This is a genomic window from Okeania sp. SIO2C9 (assembly GCF_010672455.1).
Classification (GTDB): domain Bacteria; phylum Cyanobacteriota; class Cyanobacteriia; order Cyanobacteriales; family Microcoleaceae; genus Okeania.
Genome location: NZ_JAAHGO010000063.1, coordinates 1 through 19,485, shown reverse-complemented (window position 1 = coordinate 19,485; position 19,485 = coordinate 1). Strand labels below are relative to the sequence as shown.

The 19,485-nt window shown below is 37.1% G+C and carries 19 protein-coding genes and 2 pseudogenes; 5 read left to right on the top strand and 16 right to left on the bottom strand.

Annotated elements, in window-relative coordinates:
- Positions 1–36: 36 nt before the first annotated feature.
- From zwf to F6K23_RS30755, 12 genes and pseudogenes are all read right to left on the bottom strand, one after another.
- Positions 37–1,566, bottom strand: a complete 1,530-nt coding sequence (gene zwf, locus F6K23_RS30805; protein WP_293163108.1) for a glucose-6-phosphate dehydrogenase — start codon at positions 1,564–1,566, stop codon at positions 37–39.
- A 197-nt stretch (positions 1,567–1,763) separates the two neighbouring features.
- The gene (locus F6K23_RS30800; protein WP_293163107.1) at positions 1,764–3,017 is read right to left on the bottom strand and encodes an RNA-guided endonuclease TnpB family protein; all 1,254 of its coding nucleotides are present in this window, start codon (positions 3,015–3,017) and stop codon (positions 1,764–1,766) included.
- 263 nt (positions 3,018–3,280) lie between these two features.
- On the bottom strand, positions 3,281–4,429 hold the full coding sequence (tal, locus tag F6K23_RS30795) for a transaldolase (protein WP_293163106.1): 1,149 nt from the start codon (positions 4,427–4,429) through the stop codon (positions 3,281–3,283).
- A gap of 212 nt (positions 4,430–4,641) precedes the next feature.
- Entirely contained in the window at positions 4,642–5,880 is a 1,239-nt protein-coding gene (locus F6K23_RS30790; protein WP_293163104.1) for a transposase, read from the bottom strand.
- A gap of 119 nt (positions 5,881–5,999) precedes the next feature.
- Positions 6,000–7,058: a class 1 fructose-bisphosphatase gene (fbp, locus tag F6K23_RS30785; RefSeq protein WP_293163102.1), complete on the bottom strand. Its 1,059-nt coding sequence runs from the start codon at positions 7,056–7,058 to the stop codon at positions 6,000–6,002.
- A gap of 710 nt (positions 7,059–7,768) precedes the next feature.
- Positions 7,769–7,954, bottom strand: a pseudogene (locus F6K23_RS30780) (zinc ribbon domain-containing protein); the annotation flags it as partial.
- Positions 7,955–7,982: 28 nt separating this feature from the next.
- Positions 7,983–8,633, bottom strand: a pseudogene (locus tag F6K23_RS30775) (RNA-guided endonuclease InsQ/TnpB family protein); the annotation flags it as partial.
- 26 nt (positions 8,634–8,659) lie between these two features.
- Entirely contained in the window at positions 8,660–8,947 is a 288-nt protein-coding gene (locus F6K23_RS30770) for a hypothetical protein (protein WP_293163100.1), read from the bottom strand.
- On the bottom strand, positions 8,907–9,041 hold the full coding sequence (locus tag F6K23_RS43005) for a helix-turn-helix domain-containing protein (RefSeq protein ID WP_375340804.1): 135 nt from the start codon (positions 9,039–9,041) through the stop codon (positions 8,907–8,909). The genes F6K23_RS30770 and F6K23_RS43005 overlap by 41 nt, the downstream gene beginning before the upstream one ends.
- 243 nt (positions 9,042–9,284) lie before the next feature.
- The gene (locus F6K23_RS30765) at positions 9,285–9,503 is read right to left on the bottom strand and encodes a hypothetical protein (protein WP_293163098.1); all 219 of its coding nucleotides are present in this window, start codon (positions 9,501–9,503) and stop codon (positions 9,285–9,287) included.
- Between the two features lie 439 nt (positions 9,504–9,942).
- Complete coding sequence (gene nblB, locus F6K23_RS30760; RefSeq protein WP_293163140.1) at positions 9,943–10,605, bottom strand: phycobilisome degradation protein NblB; 663 nt, start codon at positions 10,603–10,605, stop codon at positions 9,943–9,945.
- Positions 10,606–10,706: 101 nt separating this feature from the next.
- Positions 10,707–11,165, bottom strand: coding sequence for a CBS domain-containing protein (locus tag F6K23_RS30755; protein ID WP_293163096.1), 459 nt, complete (start codon positions 11,163–11,165; stop codon positions 10,707–10,709).
- 179 nt (positions 11,166–11,344) lie between these two features.
- On the opposite strand from F6K23_RS30755, the gene F6K23_RS30750 reads away from it, so the two are divergent.
- Positions 11,345–11,674, top strand: coding sequence for a ferredoxin (locus tag F6K23_RS30750; RefSeq protein WP_293163094.1), 330 nt, complete (start codon positions 11,345–11,347; stop codon positions 11,672–11,674).
- Between the two features lie 651 nt (positions 11,675–12,325).
- Here the strand turns inward: F6K23_RS30750 and F6K23_RS30745 are convergent.
- Positions 12,326–13,225 (bottom strand): alpha/beta fold hydrolase, encoded by a 900-nt coding sequence (locus tag F6K23_RS30745; protein WP_293163092.1) that lies wholly within the window; start codon positions 13,223–13,225, stop codon positions 12,326–12,328.
- Between the two features lie 320 nt (positions 13,226–13,545).
- On the opposite strand from F6K23_RS30745, the gene F6K23_RS30740 reads away from it, so the two are divergent.
- Complete coding sequence (locus F6K23_RS30740; protein WP_287244774.1) at positions 13,546–14,022, top strand: anti-sigma regulatory factor; 477 nt, start codon at positions 13,546–13,548, stop codon at positions 14,020–14,022.
- Between the two features lie 24 nt (positions 14,023–14,046).
- Here F6K23_RS30740 and F6K23_RS30735 read toward each other — a convergent pair whose 3' ends face one another.
- Positions 14,047–14,343, bottom strand: coding sequence for a DUF6439 family protein (locus F6K23_RS30735; RefSeq protein WP_124142785.1), 297 nt, complete (start codon positions 14,341–14,343; stop codon positions 14,047–14,049).
- A 54-nt stretch (positions 14,344–14,397) separates the two neighbouring features.
- Here F6K23_RS30735 and F6K23_RS30730 point away from each other — a divergent pair, with 54 nt between their 5' ends.
- A complete protein-coding gene (locus F6K23_RS30730) occupies positions 14,398–14,811 on the top strand; it encodes a DUF2203 domain-containing protein (protein ID WP_293163091.1) in 414 nt (137 codons plus the stop codon).
- Between the two features lie 422 nt (positions 14,812–15,233).
- On the opposite strand, the gene F6K23_RS30725 is transcribed toward F6K23_RS30730, so the two are convergent.
- Together F6K23_RS30725 and F6K23_RS30720 are read right to left on the bottom strand one after the other, a co-directional pair.
- Entirely contained in the window at positions 15,234–15,941 is a 708-nt protein-coding gene (locus tag F6K23_RS30725) for a hypothetical protein (RefSeq protein ID WP_293163090.1), read from the bottom strand.
- Between the two features lie 97 nt (positions 15,942–16,038).
- Positions 16,039–16,980, bottom strand: a complete 942-nt coding sequence (locus F6K23_RS30720) for a hypothetical protein (protein ID WP_293163088.1) — start codon at positions 16,978–16,980, stop codon at positions 16,039–16,041.
- A gap of 473 nt (positions 16,981–17,453) precedes the next feature.
- On the opposite strand from F6K23_RS30720, the gene asnS reads away from it, so the two are divergent.
- Both asnS and F6K23_RS30710 read left to right on the top strand, forming a co-directional pair.
- The gene (gene asnS, locus F6K23_RS30715; RefSeq protein WP_293163086.1) at positions 17,454–18,845 is read left to right on the top strand and encodes an asparagine--tRNA ligase; all 1,392 of its coding nucleotides are present in this window, start codon (positions 17,454–17,456) and stop codon (positions 18,843–18,845) included.
- Positions 18,846–19,168: 323 nt separating this feature from the next.
- The gene (locus tag F6K23_RS30710; RefSeq protein ID WP_293163084.1) at positions 19,169–19,399 is read left to right on the top strand and encodes a transposase; all 231 of its coding nucleotides are present in this window, start codon (positions 19,169–19,171) and stop codon (positions 19,397–19,399) included.
- The last annotated feature ends 86 nt before the right edge of the window (positions 19,400–19,485 follow it).

Sequence of the window (19,485 nt, the reverse complement as noted above, 5' to 3'; positions counted from 1 at the left end):
TAGAGGTACTGATAACTGATAACTGATAACTGAAACTTACAGTCGGCGCCAACGACGACCATCGCGGTTGAGCAAAAGTTCAGATTCAACTGGTCCCCATGTACCTGCTTCATACAAAGGTATTGCCTCTGGTGGTGCTGGAGCATCCCAGATACCTAGTATTGGTGTTAATGCTCGCCAAGATGCTTCTACTTCATCACCATGAGTAAATAGTGTTTGGTCTCCTAACATACAATCAATCAACAATCGACTGTAAGCATCTGTACTGGGTTTACCAAAAGCAGTATCGTAACGGAAATCCATATCTACTGAACGAGTCCGCAGGGAACTGCCTGGAGTTTTTACCTCGAAACGCATAGAAATTCCTTCATTTGGCTGAATTCGCAAAGCCAATACGTTAGGATTTGCTTGTTTAGCTGCTGACTGGAACATTAAATATGGTACTTCCTTGAACTGAATCGCGATTTCTGAGACTTTTTTCGGCATTCGCTTTCCAGTCCGTAGATAAAATGGAACTCCTTTCCAACGCCAGTTATCAATGTAGAGTTTCAGTGCTGCATAAGTAGGTGTGGTGGAGTTGGGGTCTGCTCCTCCTTCTTCCCGATAAGCTGGTACATCTTTGCCTTTCATCCAGCCATTTGTATACTGACCACGAATTGCAGAAAGCTCTAGGCGCTCTAAGTCTGCTAGATGGGTTGCTTGAACTACTTTTACTTTTTCGTTACGAATACTGTCAGCATCGAGGGAATTAGGAGGTTCCATTGCTGTGAGGGAGAATAGCTGCATCAGATGGTTTTGCACCATGTCCCGTAGGGCACCTGATGTTTCATAATATCCAGCACGTCCTTCTAGTCCTACTGTTTCTGCAACAGTAATTTGCACATTATCGACAAATTGACGATTCCATAGGGGTTCAAAAATGGCATTAGCAAATCGAAATACCATTAAGTTTTGAACTGTTTCTTTTCCTAGATAATGGTCGATGCGATATATTTGCTCTTCTGGGCAAACTTGGCGCACAACTTTATTCAGTACTTGAGCGGAGCTGAGGTCTCTACCAAAGGGCTTTTCAATTACTAATCTGTGTTTTTTGGGGTCTTCCAACATTCCTGCAGCGCCTAACTGTTGAGCAGCTTCTCCAAAAAAGCGTGGTGCTACAGATAAGTAAAATACGCGATTACCTCGCGTACCTCTCTCTTCGTCAAGTTGACTCAAAAATTCTTTTAGTTTTTGGTAATCTTCTGGTTTGTCGATATTACCGGGAGAGTAAAAAATCCCTTTGGCAAAGTCATTCCAGAGGTTTTCAGATTGTAATCCACCACCAAATTCTTCTACGCCAGTCCGCATTTGTTCGCGGAAGTAATCATGGCTCCATTCTCTGCGTGCTACTCCGACTATTGTTAGTTCGGGGGGGAGTCTCCGCTCTAGCTTCATTTGATAGAGTGCTGGAACGAGTTTCCTTTGAGTTAAGTCCCCTGAAGCACCGAAGATAATTAAAATCTGGGGTTCTGGGATTCGGTCTTGTTGTAACCCAACCCGCAAGGGATTTTCTAGTAGTGCTACCATCTATTGTTGACTCCTTCTAATTTAGTTACTTATAGAAGCTTGTTTGTTTTTGCCGAGGTGTGCTATTTTATGATTTAACAACAATTCACTATGATTGTTTTATAGGAAATAATTTAATAATTCAGCGTCTTTAGCTACATTCATTTTAATTTTTGGTCATCATTGACATCCTCCCCGGCCTAAAGGCACGGGGATTCCTACCGAGCCTTAGCTCCTCGGTGGGTTGACGTCTCACAGGCTGCTGCTACTTTGGCAGTAGTCTGACGCTTGCCTCCACGTCCGTTTCTTGCTCCGCGTTCCCTTGCGCCTTTCGGCGGCGCGGGTTCGGTGCGCTTTTTTGTCTCGGACTGCCCGCCCGCGACTAATATATTTATCGCTGCGTTGGTATCGCGATCGTGTTTGGCACCACAGTTAAGGCATTCCCACTCTCGTACTTGAAGGTCTAATTTGCCTCCACGAAAACCACAGCAACTGCATTTTTGGCTGGTTGGCTCCCAACGATTAATTACTCTGAAATCGCGACCGTATTTTTCTGCTTTACCTTCTAGAAGTGTTCGGAATTTCCGCCAACCTAAATCTGATATGGCTCTGGATAATTTACGGTTTTTGACCATTCCAGAAACATTCAAGTCCTCTAAAACAATTGTTTGGTTTTCACGAATTATTTCAGTGGATAATTTATGCAGAAAATCTGTCCTAGTGTCTTTGAGTTTGGCATGAAATTTAGCTACTCTCAATCTAGCTTTTTCATATCGTTTAGACCCTAAGATTTTTTTGGATAATGATTTACTTAGCTTTCGATACTTTTTAATCCGCTTTTTCAATGGTTTAGGACCATCAACCTTTATACCATCGCTAAATGTAGCAAAGGTTTTGATGCCTAAATCTATCCCCACTGATTTATCAGTATGAGACGAGGTTTTGGCACAAGTTTCTACTACAAAACTTAAGAAATATCTATTAGCTGAATCTTTGATTACTGTTACTGATGATGGAGCAGCAGGTAACTCTCTTGACCAAACTATTTTTAGCTTTCCAATCTTGGTTAAATAGACTTTATGCTGACCTACTTTAAAACCTCCCCTTGTAAATCTAGCAGTTTGTTTTGACTTCCTAGTTTTGAATTTAGGAGGTTTAACAGGTTTACCTTTTCTCTGACCTTTAGTCGATTTAAAAAAGTTTTGATAAGCCTGGTTTAAATCATTCAAAGATTGCTGCAATGGTATGTTAGAAACTTCAGATAACCACTCTCTATCTTCAGTCTTTTTTGCTTGAGTAATAAACTGTTTTTGCAGCTTTTCGTTACTGGGTTTCTTATCTCCGGATTTGTATTTTTCTTGACAGCAAGCTAGGCTATCATTCCAAACAACACGAACACAACCAAATAGCTTTGCTAATCGATGCTTTTGTCCCGGTGTTGGATATATACGATACTTAAATCTAGCTTTCATAATCCGATATTTAAACTAACAGTATTGTAACATATTCATTGAAACACTTAACAACTAAAAAGTCGCCCTAGAAGGGCGAGGCTTGAGACCCAATTTTTCGGTCAAACCGTTTTTTTTACGTTTCGGCTGTCGCCGACATGAAAATGACTGATGACATAAACAGGACTTACGCAGAGACTCTATATATAGAGATATATAGAGAGGGCGAATGCCATTCGCCCCTACAGATGTTTCCTGTTCCCTGTTCCCTGCTATAAGATTTTCTAACTTGAAACAGGTGCTAATTTCTTGACTTTTTCTTCTAGGGAGTTGATTAAAGAACTAAAGGGTTTGATAAATTTGTCAATCCCTTCTGCTAGCAGTTCGTCCATTACTTGGTCGATATTGATATTAATATCGGGGTCTTTAAGACTTTCTATAAGCTGGGTCGCTTCTTCTATATTAGTCTCTACTCGATTGTCAACATGACAGTGGTCAGCACAAGCATCTATAGTTTGGGGAGGCAAAGTATTTACTGTGTCAGGCCCAATTAATTCATCAACATACATCACATCACTGTAGGTGGGATTTTTGGTGCTAGTACTTGCCCATAATAGCCTTTGCATTGTTGCACCTTTTGCAGATAGAGCTTTCCAACGATCGCTCTGAATTATTTTTTTGTATTCTTGATAGGCTATTTTGGCATTAGCGATCGCTACTTTTCCTTTAACTGTTTCTAATTTGGCCTTGACAGTTTCATCGGTTACATTCTTGATTTTGCCATCAATAGTAGCGTCAATATTACTATCAATGCGACTCAAAAAGAAACTTGCCACGGAAGCTATTTTACTGACATCTTCTCCTTTAGCTGCTCTTGCTTCTAGACCTTCAATATAAGCCCAAGCGGTGTTTACATAGCTTTCTACAGAGAATAACAAAGTGACATTGACATTAATTCCTTCACTAATAACTTTTGTTACTGCTGGTAAACCTTCTGGCGTACCTGGAATTTTAATCATTAAGTTTTCGCGACCGATAGCAGTGTAATAACGAATTGCTTCGGTGATGGTACTTTCTGTATCTTTAGCTATAGTAGGTGGGACTTCAATACTAATGTAACCATCTAATCCATTGGTTTGTTCGTAGACTGGCATAAATATATCGCAAGCATCACGAATATCCTTAAAAACAAGAGATTCGTAGATTTCCATCACTGACTTACCAGCGCTAATACCTGCTTCAATATCTGCATCATAGATAGCATTACCAGCGATCGCTTTCTCAAAGATAGCGGGATTAGAAGTGATACCACGAATCCCTTTCTGGGCAATCATATTTTTGAGTTCCCCAGACTCAATGATATTGCGACTGAGATTATCCATCCAGATACTCTGACCGAAGTCTTTAATTTCGAGCAAATGATTAGTTGTCATAGCTGTCTTACCTTAATTGTTACTATTTTTCTTGGAGTTTTTTGTGTTCTTATATACTGCAAAAAAAATAACTAAGTTGTTAAATTTTCAAAGGCAGTATTCAAAATTTCTTTACTATTGCGATCAGCATTCAGAAAGTTGAAATTAAATCTGCGTTCTGATTACAAACTTTTACATACCGATGTTAAGTTCTATTAACCGCTCAACTAAACTTACTCAAAGGTATGAAGTCTAGTCATTCGTAGTGGGTCAAGCACTACAGGGTTAAACGGCAAACCCTTTATTCCCTGGTCAAATACATCAGGAATTACTTTTCTAACAATATTAAATGCTCCATTAACATCAGCATTTAATAACTTATTCTCTCCTGTTTTATACAATCCTCTTGCTATTCTTTTTCCTTTAAATATCGGTTTTTCTTCACCATATTTTGGCAATTCATCTTGATCTAATGAACTTGATTGTGATGTATAGGATTCTTCAGTAATTATTACTTTTATCCCTTTTAACTGAGCTTTATATCTTAACATCTCTATTAATCTATAATGAGGTATATTAACAAACTGTTGATTGTTCTTTTTCCCTAGATTAATAGATTGTTTCCACTTTTGATTATGTCCAATTATTAAGGTTCCTATTTGGTGTACATCACACCAATCTATGACTCTTTTACTAGCTGTATGTAAATAATTTTCTATTCTACAGTTTCGTTTATGAGTTAGATAATTTAACCGATTAGATGAGTTTTGATTATTTTTTGTTTTCAGTTGGGATTGTATCAGGGAGCGTTTTTTATTATAAAAGGTGTTAATCGCTTTTAATGGTCTGCCATTTATCAATAGAGGTGCTACACCTGTTTGATTTGTAGTTACAGCCATTAAGTTATTCACTCCTAAGTCTATTCCTGCTACCTGTTGATTATCTGTTGTTTTCTCCGATTTTTCATAGAGTATTTCAATCACATAACAGCTGCTTTTTGGTACTATTCTCACTTCTATAATTGACTTTTGTGATGTGGGAATTTTTAACTCACTCATGGATAAGTGACATATTCCTTTTTTGAGATTTTTTTTGTAAATTGATTCGTGAGAATAGACTAAAATATTTCGACCTTTTGTCTTATGTTTATATTTAGTTATTTTCGGTCTGACTAAAAATTTATGGGGTTGTTTTTGCCATACTTTTAAAGCTGCAAAATAACTACTCCAAGCAGAATCTAATCTTCTGATTATTTGCTGACTTACCTTGGTAGGTAAAACTTGATAATCGTAACTTTCAGATACTAGATGATACAGTTGATTAAAGCTGAGTTTCTGTTTGTTTTCAAAGAAATATTGGCGATAATGGTAATTGGCTAAATTGAACAGATTTTTTGACAAAAAAGCCTTCTGGTCAATTTCTGACCACAAATAATGTGATTTGCTAATAACATGACGTTCAACTAGCTTCATACCTTAATTGTAGGTAATAACGACTCAATGGATAGACAACTGAACAAACTTACTCATTTTAGTTTGATAGCTATGAGTTATGAGTAAGTTTGATGGATTTTAGAGAAGTTTTTTTTGTATTAACCCTGATGAGAAATGCGTGCTTGTTCCTTGATAAAAGACTCTACAAGTGCTACATCTTCTTTACTACCAATCACTAATGGTGTACGTTGATGTAACTCATTTGCTACAACATCCAATATTTCTTCAGTACCCGTACTAGCTTTACCACCAGCTTGTTCTATTAAATAAGCCATAGGTGCTGATTCATATAGTAGGCGTAATTTTCCTTCTGGCTTTTTCACTGTACCTGGGTATAAAAATACGCCACCTTGGTATAAAATTCTATGGAAGTCTCCAACTAATGCACCACCATAACGAGCAGTATAACCTTCATGGCGATGAACATAGCGGATATAATCCCGCATAGAATCATCCCACTGCCAAAAGTTACCTTCATTCACACTGTATATTGGGCCATGTTCGGGGATTTTAATATTCTCATTAGCGAGAATAAACTCACCTAAGCTAGGGTCAAGAGTAAATGCGTGAACGCCGGTGCCGATTGAATACACCAACATTGTGCTAGGTCCATATAAAATATAACCAGCAGCAATTTGTTTACGTCCACTTTGGAGTAAATCTTGAGCGGAACCATCTTCATCGTTACCTTCTTGTTGGCGAACTGAGAATATAGAACCAACATTTAGATTTGTATCTAGATTAGAGGAGCCATCTAGGGGATCGTAAAGTAATGTATAGCGACCTATTGGACAGTTTTCTGGAATATAATAGGGTTTTTCCATTTCCTCGGATGCCAAGCGACAGACAAGGCCACTTTGCTTAAATACCGAGATAAATACATCATTGGCATAGATATCCATCTTTTTGACGGATTCTCCCTGGACATTAACTGTGCCAGTAAACCCTAAAGCGTCTTCTACTAATCCAGCACGAGTTAGGCGACGAGCGATTAACTTGCCGGCCAACCCTATTCTATTCATTAGGGCGCTGATATCTTGAGCATCTGGTGAGAACTGAAGTTGCTGTAGAACATGACGTGATAAGGTTGTACAATCACGATCTAATGCCTGTGTTTCCTCCAGACGAATGTGGAGGTTGTCCTGGGTATTGACCATAAGTATTTAGTTCCTCCATATTAATTAGCTCCAGTGGTGAATAGATGATTTGTAAAGGTTTTACCTTTACTTGGACTTCTATGACTGGATATGTCTAACGTTTATCTTATTTAGGCTTGAGCAAGAGGAGGCTAAATTTTATATGAATTTTAGATAGTTAGGGATTTGCAACTTAATAAAGTACCGATTATTAGTGTATAAAAAGTTCCGTGGCTGTCATTGCGAGGCGATAATATTAGGCTCAAGCTCAATCGGAAATAGTCAAGCTAGCCGAAGCAATCTCTACTCTATCAATCAATTAGCTGGTAGTCTATTTTTTTGCTAGTCCCATAGTCGCTTTTTGCTCTACAAAAAGCAAATTTTAAAAGTCAAAAGTTAAAAAGTTCTAAACGTTTCTAGTATTACACCCATCTCAAAAAAAAGTTTGTGTTATCTACTAAAAAAAATATAGTAATAACACAAACTTTATATTATTTAGGAATAAGAATTAAAGAGTAATGTAAAATATTATTCCTTAAATATAGCTTGTAAGCATTCAGCCGTCAGCTATCAGCTATTGCTTTTAATGAGTGATAAAAGCTTTAGATCTCTTAACCCTGGTCTTTAAAATAAAAGCCCAACGCAACACCCAATAATGTTACTTGTGGGGTGATAATAAGTCGAATTCAGATGATTGCTGAGAGTGAAGTTCTCTCCCGTTAAATCAAAGATTATAACGGGAGCTTCTCAAACAAAGAAGTTTCTTGTTTCACCGGCTGATTAACATCTAAGCCTCCACAAGCAGACAAGATGATACCCACCTCATTTAATGCTTTATTTAATATGTTAATTGCAGCATTCTCATCTCTATCTAAAACTATTTTACATTTAGGACAAGAATGAGTTCTAACTGATAAAGTTTTAGGTACTTTTTGACCACAATTACTACAATTTTGTGATGTGTTGTGAGGGTGTACGGGCGAATGGCCATTCGCCCCTACTTACATGAAAACCGCGTTTTACCGCCACTGCATTCAATTTTTCAATAAAAGCTCCCCAGGCTACATCATAAATTGATTTTGATAGTTTAGTATTTTTAGCTAGACCTTTAATATTCAGGTCTTCTACAGCAATTAAATCATATTCTTTAACTAACTTATGAGCAGTTTTTAAGTGGGAATCTTCTCTTTGCCTGGCTATATGTTGGTGCAATCTAGCTATTCTATTTTGTGCCGCCCTCCAGTTATTGGAACCAATTTCTTTTCTAGATACTTTTTTTTGCTTTCTGGCTAAATTAGATTGAGATTTTCTATAGAATTTAGGAACAGAAACAGTTTCACCAGTATTAGTAGTTAAAAATTCTTTTAACCCTAAATCAATACCTACAGCAGTTTTGATATTATTTTTAGGAATTAGACTGGGAACTGATTTATCTTCTAAACTAAAACTGACATAATAGCCATCAGCTTTTTTGGTTATAATTGCAGTTTTCATCGTAAACCCATCTGGAATTGGTCTATGAACTATCACTGGAATAGCACCAAACCTACTAATAATTATGTGTTGTCCATCAAATTTTATTGCTGCTTTGGGATGATTAACTCTACTAAAACAAAATGATCTTAATTTGCCAGACTTCTTAAATCTTGGTCTCCTCCTCGTTTACCCGTTTTATCAAGTATTAGCCAACGTTTCCAGGCTTTATCTAGTCTTTGTAAGTTAATTTGCTGGACTTCTGAATATATTTCTTTGTAGTCAGGAAATAACTTTTTTGTCTGTTTAAGTGCTGATTGCTGAAAATAATAATCTGGTCTACTAGAAATTTCACCAATAGGACATGAAATTAATGAACAACGGTCAACTTGACATCTAGTTGTATTTAACCAATCTAGTCTTTGACAAGCGTGCATAATTCCAATGTCTTCGCAGGAGTTCTAGCCAATAATCTATTTTGACTGACTGTTCACAAGTGGGCTTAATTTTGTAGCAATGAGTAATTATCATAATTTTTATACTACTCTTTATTGCTATATTTGAACATCAATCGATACCTGTTCAATTTGCAGCTCGGCAATTCCCCTCCCGTTAAATGGCTCAATTATAACGGGAGACCCCGAGACCGTATCAAGTGGGAAAAAGCTTTCAAGTAAAGTAAGTATTAATATTAGACCTCTTGCAAAAGTTTTAATGAAATTAATTCAAGAGATAAAATCAACAATTCCCTAACCTCTGCAAGAAGTATATTTATTATTCTATAGTGATTGATTGAGGACCTTCATTTTTATCACTATTTACTTCTGTAGTAGGGCTAGTATTAGCAGTATAACCATTCTGCTTTTCAATCCAACTTTTGACTGGATCGTCATTAAGATTTAGTCGGAACATACCAGAGAAAAAACCTCCAAAAAAGGCAACTGGTTGTTCAATTAGTTCTTTTACCACTGGGGTTAGTTCATCTAAAAACATACAGTCTTTCCTCTCGCTAAAGAATATCTTTTTAATCAAATTAAATTATTCACTCGTATTGTAACGTACTGAATATGAAACTATCCTAGCGATCGCCTCAATTAACTTAATTAGCTTTTAATCGCACTATCTACAAAGTTGTGGACTTACAAAGTAACTGAGATAAGAATTAACCTTCTACCTTTTGCTACAATTAATTAGGACTTGCGCTGATCAGGCTAAAAGTCAGGATAGCTGACGGTAATGGAGCTTTTATATTCAGTTGATCTCCTACGTTTATGGCTCTTATTGGTATCAATTTACTGAAATTTTCTGCTGAAATTCAAGAAAATTTCTTCACATAAAATGGCCGAAACCGTTGCCTGTTTCCCCATCTCCGCGTCCCCGCTTCTCCACGTCCCCGTGTCCTACCCCCAGCAACCAATTTTTTCAGCAAACCCTAACTATTTTGGGCTAGCTTGGCCTCCTGAGCAACCTGCTCAACCTGATCGTTAGCTAACTGCGCAATAACTTGCTCCGCTTGTGGCCCTCCTAATTTATGCAAAGCTTGTACAAGTCTATAACGCATTTGCCAATCACTATTAGTGGCAAAAGGTGTTAAGAAAGGAACAGCTTCTGGATTACCTAGTTCCCCTAGAGCACTAATGGCCATAGTCTGTATCAGTTCATTATCTGACTTGAGAGCATCTTCTAGTAAAGATAATGCTCTTGGTTCCCCCATTGCTCCTACTACTGCAACTATGCTCATTTTAACTATCCATTCTGGAGTATTCTGGTAGACCTGTTGTAGGTCGTCAAAAGTTTCAGTAAGTTTTAACGCCCCTAAAGCATCTGCTGCTGCTGCTTGGACATCTGGTTCGGGATCGTTGAGCAGACAGTCTCGCAATATTTCTTGGGATACTTTTAAATTTTGTGTGCCTAAGCTAGACATTTGGCTCACTGCAGCGTATCTAACACGAGTATCTTGGTCTTTGATTGAAGTTTGAATTAATTCAAAAGCGTTAGCTAAATCTATTTGACGTAATTGATTAACTCCACGCAAGCGATCGCCTAGATCCTCTGATATTAGTAGTTGCTGAATTGAATCTGGGGTAACACTCATTGCCATAAATTTATATTTTTTTCTTTTCCTGGATTATCTGAACTATAAACTAGAGTAGATTTTTGATCCCCTGCTATGATTGATTTTTAATAGAATCAAAATTACTCACTTGCCATAGCTCTAATAATATCCCCACGAGTTAGTATACCAATCACTTTATCATTTTCATCTAACACTGGTAACCGATGAATATTCTGTTCGTGCATAAGTCTTGCTGCTGCTGAGAGTGATTCTTCCGGTGTAGTAGTTAGAGGTTCTTTAGTCATTACTTCTTCCACAGTTTCTCCTAAAGCTTTATGAATTTGTTTTTCATAACGAGCTGGATTTTCTAGAAAAATCACACTGTCTAGCAACATAATATAGGGTGGAGGAGTGACTCCGCTTTCTTGCCACATCAAATCTGTTTCTGATACGATCCCGACTAATTTTTCTTGTTCATTGACTACAGGAAGACCACTAATGCGTTGTTCTGCTAAAATTTTAATTGCCTCTTTTAAAGGCATTTCTGGTTTAACAGAAATTGGATTATTACTCATAACATCTGCGACAGTTTTAGTCATGTTTACCTCAGGTTTTGTTTTAGTTGGAGTAACTATGAGAGCGTCAAAAAGTAAAATTTTTCCTTTTTAGTTTTGGCTTCAATAATAATCATAAAAGAAAGTACAACATACTATAATTGCACCTTTCTCAAATCAAAGCTTAAAATGTAGCATAAAGCTATATTAAGAATTTTTGACTAATGTCAACACCAGAAGGCCAAAAATTAGAAGTTCCTGCTCGCGATCGCTGTGTATTTGTCTGCCAAAATACCTCTTGTCTGCGCCACAATTCTCAACAAGTCCTCAAAACTTTCATAGCTGAGACAGAAAATGTAGTTGGTGTTAATATCAAGGCCAGCGGTTGTCTAGGTCAATGTAGCACAGGTCCCACAGTCAGAGTTTCCCCTGATGAAATTTGGTATTACCGAGTCCAACCTCATAATGTCCCAACAATAGTTAAACAACATTTTCAGGGAAATGAAGCTGTTGATGATATGCTTAATCCAAGAATTCATCCTCGTTTCTACTAGACATCTCCGATCAGAAAAAATCAAATCAATTATCCCACTCTTATTAATAAATTCTTTCTCCCTGCTCCCTACTTCTTACTCCCTCTTTATCTAGAGATGTCTACTGATTGACATTCTCCTCTAGCTCAAGTACAGAGGATTCCTATTCCTATTTATCAATTAAACAACCTAAGCTGCTCAAAAGACTCAAGGCAAATTAACGCTTAACTGGAATCAGCTACCTTTTTACCGAAATATTGTGGGTATGCGCCTCCCCTTTTAAGGGGATAATAAATAAAAATTTTCATCTCTTTGTCAATCCTCTTCTTTTCAAGGAGAGGTAATTCTAAATTCTAAATTCTAAATTCTTAATTCTTGAAAAGTAGAGCTATGTTAATTTAAACAAGTCCACCCCCTAACACTCAGAGCATTTCTACTACCTTATGAAACCAAAATTAGCAAACTTTCTAGTAGTAGGTTCCCACTGCCTCAAACACACAAGTATATTTTTTGTGCCCTACTGCCTACTGCCTACTACTTGGTGACAAATGTTAAATTAATTTTGCATAGGTACTTAATATCATCTCCGCTTAACAGCGCGACCAAAAACATCCTTCCTTTTTACTCCTGACTCCTCCGTCGTTATTTATAAGTATTTAACCGGACATGATATTACTTCACCATTAAAAACACCCATTCTTTAATTAATTTGTTAACTTGTTCTGGCACTTCATCATGAGGGCAATGACCCGCCTCTAAAAAGTATTCTGTTAACTGAGGATAATACTTACGAAACTGGGCACTTCTACTTTGAGTATTTATCCAAGGATCTGCTTTTCCCCATAGCATGAGCAAGGAACAGTTTAACTGACCTAACAACACATCAACTTTTTCGCCAGATGGAGTTTTGAATATAGAGGCAAAGACTTTAGCTGCACCAGGATCGCAAGAAGGCCGATATATATCTTCTATTAGTTGGTCTGTAACAGCACTTTGGTCTAAATAAACTTTCTGTAGTGTTTTTCTGATAGTGCTACGTCGTCGCGTCCATTGAAATAATAAAAAACTAGGCCAATCTTGCAAAAGTAACCACTTTGTACTTTGAGAAATAACTTTTCTCCACAACGGAGGTTTGGCAGTAGGCTGAGATTCACTAAAAGGTCCAGCACTGTTAAGTAATATTAAACCTGCTGTAGAAGTTGGATATTGAGCTGCCACACACAATGCTGCATAGCCTCCCAGAGAATTTCCTGCTAATACCACAGGTTTACCAATTATTTCAGTAATAAAGTCATTTAATTGTTCTCTCCACAGCTGACCACTATATTGCCAGTTTGCTTTTGTTGAACGTCCAAATCCTAGCAAATCGATCGCCCAAACCTGAAAAAACTGGCTCAGATATGCAATATTTTTGCGCCAATGGTCTGTTGATGCTCCAAAGCCATGTATTAATAATATAGGTGGAGTTGGGGTATCCGACTTACCTGCACATATATAGTAGATAGACTGATCCCGCCACTGCCAATAACTGCCAGGAACTGAAGTTGTGGTAGAGGCTGATGTAGTTAGCATATATAAAGTTTTATTAAATCACATTAAATATTGTATCAAAATTAAGGCGGGATCGAATTATTTCTAAAATATTTCTCGTCAGCGATAAAAATGTATTAAAAAAAATCTAGGCCAAAAATCAAGAAACCTAAGTAGATATTAGATACTTTAAGTAGAAAATATATAAAGAATTTCCACTAATTTTGCTTAGGTACTTTATTTTTCTTAAGAGTTTTGATACTATAAAAATATCAAAGCAGGGATGCTGATTAAAGAAAAAATTTTTAATTGTACGAGGAGATTGACAAAGGTTTACTAAGAAAAGCTAGGGAGTTTTTTCAGTGATTGCTATCTCATCACGTCCACGTCTAATAAGTCAAAACTGGGTGACAATTAGCTTTGCTTCTACCCTATATTTGTGTCCTATTCTTGATCTTTTACTGGCAGATGTTCCTAAACATTGGCATCCAGAACTACGACTAGGATTACAAGAAGCGTTGGTAAATTCTGCAAAGCATGGCAATAATTTAGACCCCAATAAGAAAGTTTTCGTCCGTTTTTCAATTGTACAAGACCAGTATTGGTGGGTGATTTCAGATCAAGGTCTGGGTTTTAAACCACCTTGTAAATCAAACCAAAATCATAGGCAAACTGCTACCTATTCCCCAGAAGATTATTGTGATGATGAAAAAGAATGTGGTCGAGGCATATACATCATCTACCAAGTTTTTGATTATGTTGAATGGAACTCCAAGGGTACAGAGTTAATGCTATGCAAAAGAGTAAGAAATAACTCTAGATTACCCTTGGTTATGTGAAGAATTTAAGTTAACTTCAACTGATTAATCCTTCTTCACTCCATGAGTTGGACATGGGGGAGCTGAGATAGATCGATCTAACCAGCTAGTAGCTTGTTTGAGACGTTCGATCGCTTCAGTTGGTTGCGCCTTAATTAGAAAAACGAGGGCAGCTACAGTTAGCTCTAATGCACGGACTTGGCGATTAGACTTAAGTCGATGCCAGTCTCTTTCTGGTATAGCAAGTCTTTGGGCTAAAGCTTGAGCTAGTTCTAATGTACTATACTCCTGTAAATCTCTTTTGTGAGTTGCAGTTGCAGAAGCTGAGTTAGAGTTAAGCATATTTTCCTAGATTAATGTTTTCAGGTAGAACTTACTATACTTAAGTATGCCAGCATGAATCCTCCTCCAGAACATTCTGAGACAAAAATAAATGATGGGTACTCAAACTCTGCACCAATTGATGGGGAGTCAGAAGTTTCAGAGACTGATTTTGCACAAGCACTAGCAGATGTAGAGCGTTCCTTTGCTGCTCTGAAAGAACGTTATTCGCAAGTTCAGTATTATCAGAGGCGAAAAGCAGAATTAAAGCATCGCTTAGAAGAAGTGCGACCGGAAGTACGTCGTCAAAAAACTAATGAATTGAGAGAAGAGTTACAACAAATACAGACAGAATTAGAAACAATAGAATTAAATCTAGAGAGTAGTTTGTTTGGTTGGCATAGCATAAAAGAACCATTTTGGCAAGCTGTAAGATTTGGCGGCTTAGGAATTGCGATCGGTTGGCTATTAAAATCTTGTGCTGGATGATTTCATTTCAGTTATCAGTTATCAGTTATCAGTACCTCGTAGCTGTTGCCAGAGGCTTGAAATACTGAAGTTTATTTTTCTGATCCCGTTGAAAGGGGAGGCTTGAGACCTTTTTTTATCGTTTGTGTAAACCCAAGGGTGAATATCTACAGGAAATTTAAGTTTTTTTTCTTGCTCTTAAGTATTCTTGCCTGTTCCCTGTTCCCTGTTCCCTACCTTTGCTATACAATACCAATGCTACCGGACATGATATTATTTGACATTTTTCTATTTTTTGATATAACTTTTACTTAAGGGTCAATACAGAAATCAGTATACTAATAGCTCATTCTATATGAACCTGCACTTGATATTTGTGCCAATCGACAGTAAGATCAGGTCTGAGGGGCGATATATTAAGCGCATTGTTACAAAGAAATGGATCAAACCGCCTGCCCTAACGCAAGTGTTTCGAGTTTAGACGAACAAACATTCGTTGTCTTTAGCTTTCTACATATCACTTTTAGTAAAGTTTCAATTCCCACGCCTTGATAGCGGAGCGGCTCCAGGGTTGTTCTATCAAGAGAGCGCAAGTCTCCAGGAAGTTGGACTCGTTCTCGATAGACATCTCTGTGTGAAGAATTTAGGTAGACATGAATTGGATGGAAGATAAGCACTTTCAATCCTGGCTCCGACAAATCTAAGAATTCTGCTGAGTTCAGACTTAACTGACGTTCTAAGTGTAGGTTATCAGTCCACCAAGCTGGTATTCGCAGGAGATTTCCATAAGCTCTGTTGATTTCAAGATTTGCATGAAAAGGTAAAAAGATCGAAGAATCATAAATAACTCCCTTCTTTGGCAAAAGATCGTACAATCCATAGTCCCAAAACATTCTGTGAGAGCGAAATCCTTTCGTATTTGGAAAATCAAACAGAAGTTCGTCAATCAGCTTTTCTGCTTCAGGTGTCACACCTCCACAAGTGATGAAGTCAGGGTGAATTGCCGTTTCAATAAAGTCAGGGATGTCAAACCCAACCTTATTTGTGAAAAACATCGTGGCTTCTAAATCGTAGTCGGCAAGTATGCTGCACACATACTCTAGTACGAAATCAGGAGCCCAGTCTGTATCAAACGTAAGTGCAACTGTCATAAGGTGATTGCTAAAAATAAATTTACCAGCGGAATTGAGTATGTTACTGAGATAGTGTAACTGTCAGGAAATTAATTACAATGACTATAACTTTTACTTAACGTACAATACAGAAATCGCTATACCAATAGCTCATTGGTTTAACCCAAAAGTGCTTGGCATAACCTTCACTAACGGCTTCACTACTTTCTCGATACAGCAGAGATGGAGAATTATCAACGACATAAAATGTATGTCCTTGCTCATCTTGATAGATTGGATCTTCAATTTTAGTTGCATGAGTCCCTTGAATGGCTCTACCTGTATCCGCTGCTGCATCAATGATCCAACTTGTAGATTTCATAGAATCAAGCATTTCAAAAGTAACAATTGCTGCATCTCCTTGAGCAATTTCTACTGCATTAATAAATATATCATAGTCTTTAAATTCTTGCTGCATTAACTCGATATTACTTCGGCGACGCAATACAGGTTCAATTCCTTTGCTGGCAAAATATTTCAAGACTCCATAAGCGACATTTCCCGAACCAAATACTGCTATTCTATCGTTGTGGGTAATTCCACCTCGCAACATAATTGCTTGCATCATCGAGGCATAACCTGCTAAAATACTATTTTTATGGGTAATATCTCTGGGAATATTTAAAGTTTCTGTTTTTCCTTGAGTAACACGAATAGAGATGCAATTGGTAATATCAAATAATCGGACATTTTTTGGTTCAGCGCAGTATTCTCTAAAATATCTTCCTGATGCACCGAAGGGATGAATCCAACCTGCAAGAGTTTGATTTTCTCTAAAATATTGATAATCTTGGGGTTGGGGAACTTTAATACAGTAAATTACATCTGCCCAAGCAAATAGATTTTCTCTAGAATAACCACCACTTTCTCCATAAGCTGCATCTGGAATATCTAAACTTTCCCCATAACCTTGTTCAAATCTGCGTTCGTCTTCTGGACTACAGTAAGATAAATGCTGTGGTAATAAACCGACTCTTTTTTCGTTAGGGAAACTGGGTTTAATGTAAGCAATTTTCATTTTATGTTCTTCAATTGTTAAAATTATTGGTTAGGACTTATACCAATTTTATATGAAGTTGCATAGAATGATGAAATTCATTAAATTGATTTATCTTTATCTACGCTTACCTGCGGTCACTTCTACTTGAAATATTATTCTATGCAGCTTCATTTCAATTTGGTATTACACATAACAACTAAAACTAAGGAATATGTAAATAGCAAAAATATCATGTTTTATCAGAACGCTAGTGCATCAAAATACAAAATTTACCCAAAAACCCAGTTTATTACCGAAAAATTTGGGTAGTTACGCCTCCTCTTTATAAGATAAAAAAAATAAGATTTCTTATTTCCAGCCTCCTTATTCCACAAGATACTGATAACTGATAACTGAAATGACAACTACTAAAAATTTGTGCTAGACTCTCTAATACTAGAAAATACCAAAAATTAATCAAAATAGTAAGTCTAATAGACAGGATTAAATCAATGACAAAGCAACGAATTGCTGAAATTTTAAGAAGCGGTAAACCTGATGAAAAAGTAACAATTCAAGGATGGGTACGTACTAAGCGAGAGTTGAAAGATTTTGCTTTTGTAGAGGTTAATGACGGTTCATGTTTAGCTAACCTACAGGTGGTATTAAATCCCGATATACCAAATTATCAAGAAAGTTTGCAGCAAATGAATACAGGTGCATCAGTAGAAGTGAGTGGTATTTTGGTAGAGTCGCCAGCAAAAGGACAAAGAATTGAACTTAAGGCAGAAAAGGCGATCGCTTATGGTGATGCTGATCCTGAAACTTATCCTTTGCAGAAAAAACGTCATTCTTTTGAGTTTCTCCGCACTATTGCACATTTGCGAGGACGAACTAATACTTATGGAGCAGTTTTTCGGGTGAGAAATGTTTGTGCTAATGCTGTGCATCAATTCTTTCAAGAACGAGGTTTTTTATGGGTTCATACTCCTATTATTACTGCTAGTGACTGTGAAGGTGCGGGGGAAATGTTTACAGTTACTAATTTAGATTTAAAGAAAGTTCCTTTAACAGAAAAACAAGACATTGATTTTAGTCAAGACTTTTTTGGAAAGTCTGCTTTTCTGACAGTTAGTGGTCAGTTAGAAGCGGAAATTATGGCAACTGCTTTTAGTAATGTTTATACGTTTGGTCCGACTTTTAGAGCTGAAAATTCTAATACTTCTCGGCATTTGGCTGAGTTTTGGATGATTGAACCGGAGATGGCTTTTTGTGATTTGGAAGGGGATATGGATTTGGCTGAAGAATTTCTGAAACATATTTTTAAGTCTGTTTTGGAAAGTTGTCCGGAGGATATGGAATTTTTCAATAAACGGATTGATAAAACAGTTTTTGAAACGGCGGATACGATTATTAATAATAGTTTTGAAAGGATTACTTATACTGAAGCTGTTTCTTTGTTGGAAAAGACAGATAAAAAGTTTGAATATCCGGTAGAGTGGGGTTTAGATTTACAGTCAGAACATGAACGTTATTTGTGTGAGGAATTGTTTAAAAAACCTGTAATTGTGACTGATTATCCAGCAAAAATTAAGGCTTTTTATATGCGTTTAAGTGATGATGGTAAGACGGTTAGGGCGATGGATGTTTTGGTGCCGAAGGTAGGGGAAATTATTGGTGGTTCTCAGAGGGAAGAACGTTTGGATGTTTTGGAGAGAAGGATAGATGAACAGGAGATGAATAAGGAGGAATTATGGTGGTATTTAGATTTGCGTAGGTATGGTACGGTTCCTCATGCAGGGTTTGGTTTGGGATTTGAAAGAGTGGTGCAGTTTATGACAGGAATGGGGAATATTCGAGATGTGATTCCTTTTCCAAGGGCACCTTTAACTGTGGATTTTTAAAGTTAGGAATTGTTGGGAAAAAGTCGGGGCGATATAGCACTATGTGCAAAGCAAAAGTCAAAAATAATCTATGAATTACAGCCCTTTTCAGATTGATAAATCACATCGTCATAACTAATATTATGTCCGGTTGAATAATTAGACTTTGGTGGAAGGAAGGCAGGAGGCAGGAGGCAGAAGGTTTTCTCCTATTGTCTCCTTAATTTTATACACAAACGATGTACCGGACATGATATAAAAACCTATAGAACCCCTGATCGTATCTTTTCTGTCCAAGATTATAATTAAGTAGCGATCGCCAATTATCATCAACAAGAGGGTCAATGCCATACTCAAGCAGTTTAATAGACAAAGAATGGGTTATGATTGAGCCATTACTGCCAAAAAAGAAAAAAACTTGTCCAACAAAATGGAACAACAGAGAAATCTTAGATGGTATTCTATATCAATTAAAGAATGGTTGTAACTGGTGTGACTTACCCTGCATACTTGCCTCCTTATTCAACAGTGTATTGGCATTACAAGCAATGGCGAGCATCAGGGGTAACCCTTGAAAATTAGAGATGTATTGCATCTCTCTTGTACGCTGCTCAGGTAAAAAAAACCAAATGGGCAACTTTAATAATCATTGATTCACAGG